4 protein-coding genes are annotated in these 4083 nt (G+C 67.4%); all 4 read left to right on the top strand.

All coding sequences use genetic code 11. The features are described 5' to 3' along the window. A partial coding sequence (locus tag C1H69_RS22715) for a PD-(D/E)XK nuclease domain-containing protein (protein ID WP_205738595.1) occupies window positions 1-396 on the top strand: 396 nt, incomplete at its 5' end. A 292-nt stretch (window positions 397-688) separates the two neighbouring features. Further along, window positions 689-997, top strand: coding sequence for a hypothetical protein (locus C1H69_RS22720; protein WP_102655662.1), 309 nt, complete (start codon window positions 689-691; stop codon window positions 995-997). Beyond that, window positions 994-2667, top strand: coding sequence for a ShlB/FhaC/HecB family hemolysin secretion/activation protein (locus tag C1H69_RS22725; protein WP_102655663.1), 1674 nt, complete (start codon window positions 994-996; stop codon window positions 2665-2667). Before C1H69_RS22720 ends, C1H69_RS22725 begins: the two co-directional genes overlap by 4 nt. 223 nt (window positions 2668-2890) lie before the next feature. Then, window positions 2891-4083, top strand: a 1193-nt coding sequence (locus C1H69_RS22730; protein WP_133155009.1) for a two-partner secretion domain-containing protein, incomplete at its 3' end; no start/stop codon positions are given.

Genomic DNA, 4083 nt, shown 5'->3' on the forward strand with positions numbered 1-4083 from the left:
CTGCAAGCCAACGACTTCGACGGCATGCGCGAGCTGTTCACCGCCTTCTTCGCCAGTATCCCGCTGGACTGGCACCGCAAGAACCCCATCGCCCGTTACGAGGGCTACTACGCCAGCGTGTTCTACGCCTACTTCGCCGCCCTGGGGCTGGATATCGTCACCGAGGAGACGAGCCACGCCGGCCGCCTGGACATGGCGGTGCGCTTCAACGGCCAGGTCTACCTGTTCGAGTTCAAGGTGGTGGAGCTGGAACCCGACGGCCGCGCCCTGGCGCAGATCAAGGAACGCGGCTACGCCGAGCCTTATCGGGCCAGTGGCCAGCCGATCCACCTGATCGGCGTCGAGTTCAGCCGCGAGCGGCGCCAGGTGGTCGGCTTCGAGGTGGAGACGCTGTAGCGAGCTGAACGCTGTATGCTTTACGACATAATGCCTATGAACCACTAACAATGTCGTGAAGACACCATACATCCCCTATGCCCGCCCCCAGCCTTCACACAGGAAGGCAGAAAAAAAATCCCTATGTCACCGGCTATATAGCGTCAAATTTCCTCATATCCCATTTTTTTCCGGCATGTCCACTTCCCATGGCCGTATATCGTGTATTGGCACACGCCTTGCTCTCTATATACCCGATTATATAAAGATGGCCGGCTTTCGAGCCGGCCCGGTTACGCAAGGGGACATAGGTATGAAAATGGTGGCAGGCATGCTGGGTATGGCATTGCCGGTGGCATTGGCGCTGACCTTCAGCCAGGCACACGGCGCACCGGAAGAGGCGGAACAGCGGGCGCAACAGGCGCCCAGTGCCGGACAGTTGCAGCGCGAGATCCAGCAGCAGACGCTGGTCCGCAGCCTCGGCGACGGGATCGCCGCCCATGTGGGGCGGGAGCCCGACCAGCCCTACGAGGTGATCGACGGCGGCATGCCCCTGCCGCGCGAACTGTGCGAGCACGCCGCCACAGGCTGTCACTCGGCGGCCCAGGAGACCCAGCGATGAAACATCTCGTACCCGGGCTCTCCCTCTCGCTGTTGGCCCTCTCCCTGCTCGGCCTCGGCCACCCCGCCAGCGCGCAGGTCGCCCCGGATGCCGGGCAGCAACTGCGCGAACTCCAGGAACGCCCCCCGCAACTGCCGCCGGAACCGACCCTGGAACTGCAACTGCCGCAGGACGACGCCGGCGAGGAGACCACCGACCTGGATGGACCGACGGTGGAGGTCCACGGCTTCATCGTCAGCGGCAACCTCAGCATCGACGGCGACACGTTGCTCGCACAACTCGACGATCTCGCTGGGCGCGACCTAAGCCTCGGCGAACTCGAGAACGCCGCCGCCCGCCTGACCCGCTACTACCGCGACCAGGGCTACCCGCTGGCGCGTGCCTACGTCCCGGCACAGACCATCGAGGACGGCATCGTCGAGATTGCCGTGCTCGAGGGGCGCTACGGCGAAATCGATATCCACAATGCCTCGCGGCTGCAAGACCCGGCGCTGGCACCGCTGAAACGCCTGGAACCCGGCGAACCGGTACGCGCGGCGGCGCTGGAACGCGCGCTGCTGCTGGTCGACCAGCGCGCCGGGGCCAGCACCCGCGCCACCCTGCGCCCCGGCGACGAAACCGGCACCACTCACCTGCGGGTCGGACTGGACCCCACCCCTCTGCTCTCCGGCAGCCTCGAGTACGACAACGCCGGCAACCGCTTCACCGGCGCCGACCGCCTGACCGGCAGCCTCGGCATCGACAGCCCCCTGGGGCTGGGCGACCGGCTCGACCTGCGCCTGCTGGGCACCCGCGAGGACCAGCTCTACTATCAGGGCGCCTATCAGCTACCGATGGGCCGCTGGGGCACCAGCCTCGGTGCCAGCTATTCCTACATGGAGTACGAACTCGGCAAGGACTTCACCGAACTGGACGCCCACGGCACCTCCAGGACCACCAGCCTCTTCGTCAACCAACCGCTGATCGTCAGCCGCGCCCTGTGGCTCAACGCCCGCCTGCAGTACGACCACCACCGCCTCAGCGACAAGATCGGCCTGTTCGACACCGACAACCGCAAGCGTTCACGGGTAGGTCGCTTCACCCTCGACGGCAACGCCCGCGACGATCTCTTCGGCGGCGGCATCACCAGCTTCGCCCTCACCTGGAGCCATGGCGAGCTCGACCTGCGCACGCCCGAAGAGCGCCAGTGGGACGACCTCACCGCACGCACCCACGGCAGCTTCAATACCTTCTCTCCCAGCGTCATCCGCCTGCAACGCCTCGCCGACCGCCTCAGCCTGTTCACCCGCCTGCGAGCTCAATGGGCCGACGGCAACCTCGACGGCTCCGAAGGCCTCGGCCTCGGCGGGCCCTACGGCGTGCGCGCCTACCCCCAAGGCGAAGCCCAGGGCGACGAAGGCGTGATCGCCAACCTCGAACTGCGCTACGCCCTCACCCCCCAGTGGCAGCTCTCCACCTTCCTCGATCACGGCCGCATCCGCGTCAACCACGACGACTGGGACGACAGCGACAACCGCCGTAACCTCAGCGCCGCCGGCCTCGGCGCCTCCTGGGCCAGCCAGCACTGGCGGCTGGACGTCTCCAGCGCCTGGCGCGTCGGCAACGCCGACCCCCAGAGTGACGACCACAAGGCCCCCCGGCTCTGGGTGCAAGGCGCCTACCTGTTCTAGGGAAACACTGAATAAATGCCTGCGCGGGCGAATCGCTGCGTTGCGCGGTGCTCGGAATCCTCACCTATACCGCATAGGCTCCGGTTCCTGCGCTCCGTGCGCCTTACGCTTCACACCGCTCGCCGATTCATTCAGCGCTTCCCTACGGGCAGGCAGTCGCGACGCGCAAGAAATGCAAATTAAATAACGCTCAAGCAAGGCAAAGAACGCAGGGGAACCCATCATGAATCGCGTCCATCGCATCGTCTTCAACCGCCGCCTCGGGCGCTTCCAGGTCGCCGACGAAAACGCCCGGCGCCGTGGCAAGACCCGTGGCAACACCGATGGCCGCATCGGCCGCGTGGCCGGCGGCTCCCTGCTCGCCGCCAGCCTGCTGCTCGCCGGCACCGCCCACGGCGCCAACCTGCCCAGCGGCGGCGAGATCGTCCACGGCAGCGGCACGATCTCCACCCCCGGCGCCCAGCACCTGCGCGTCGCCCAGGCCAGCGACAAGCTGATCGCCAACTGGGACAGCTTCGACATCGGCGAGGGCCACCGCGTCTCCTTCGACCAGCCCGGCAGCGCCTCGGTGGCCCTCAACCGCGTACTCGGCAGCGATGCCTCGCGGATCATGGGCCAGCTCGACGCCAACGGCCAGGTGTTCCTGGTCAACCCCAACGGCGTGCTGTTCGGTCCCAACGCCCGAGTCGACACCGCCGGCCTGGTGGCGTCCACCCTGGATATCCGCGACGAGGACTTCCTCAACGGCCACTACCGCTTCCAGGCTGATGCCGATGGCAACGCCGCCGAGGTATTGAATCAGGGCACCATCACCGCCCACGACGGCGGCGCCGTGGCGCTGCTCGGTGGCCGGGTCAGCAACGAGGGGGTGATTCAGGCCCAGCTCGGCAGCGTGGCCCTGGCCGCCGGTGACGCCATGACGCTGGACTTCGCCGGCGACGGCCTGCTCAGTGTCGAGATCGACCAGCCGGCCCTGGACGCGCTGGTCGAGAACCGCCAGTTGATCCAGGCCGACGGTGGTCGTGTACTGCTCACCGCCAGCGCCGCCGACAGCCTGCTCAACAACGTCGTCAACCAGCAAGGCATCGTGCGCGCCCGCAGCCTGGAAACCCGCAATGGCCAGATCGTGCTCGAAGGCGGCGACAGCGGCCGCGTCCAGATCGCCGGCAGCCTCGACGCGGGCAGCGATACCGGCAGCGGCGGCGGCATCCAGGTCAGCGGCGAACATATCGCCCTGAGCGGCGCCACCCTGGACGTTTCCGGCGCCACGGGCGGTGGCAGCATCGAGATCGGCGGCGGTTACCGTGGCGGCGGCGACCTGCCCCACGCCCGCAGCGCCACGGTGGACGCCACCAGCACCCTCAGCGCCGATGCCACGCACCACGGCGACGGCGGCAGCATCGTCGTCTGGTCCGA

It is taken from the genome of Billgrantia endophytica (assembly GCF_002879615.1).
Lineage (GTDB): Bacteria > Pseudomonadota > Gammaproteobacteria > Pseudomonadales > Halomonadaceae > Halomonas > Halomonas endophytica.

What these genes read in the sequence shown, in the direction of transcription:
- C1H69_RS22720 (WP_102655662.1), top strand. Translation starts at nt 689, where the DNA reads ATGAAAATGGTGGCAGGCATGCTGGGTATGGCATTGCCGGTGGCATTG.
- C1H69_RS22725 (WP_102655663.1), top strand. Translation starts at nt 994, where the DNA reads ATGAAACATCTCGTACCCGGGCTCTCCCTCTCGCTGTTGGCCCTCTCC.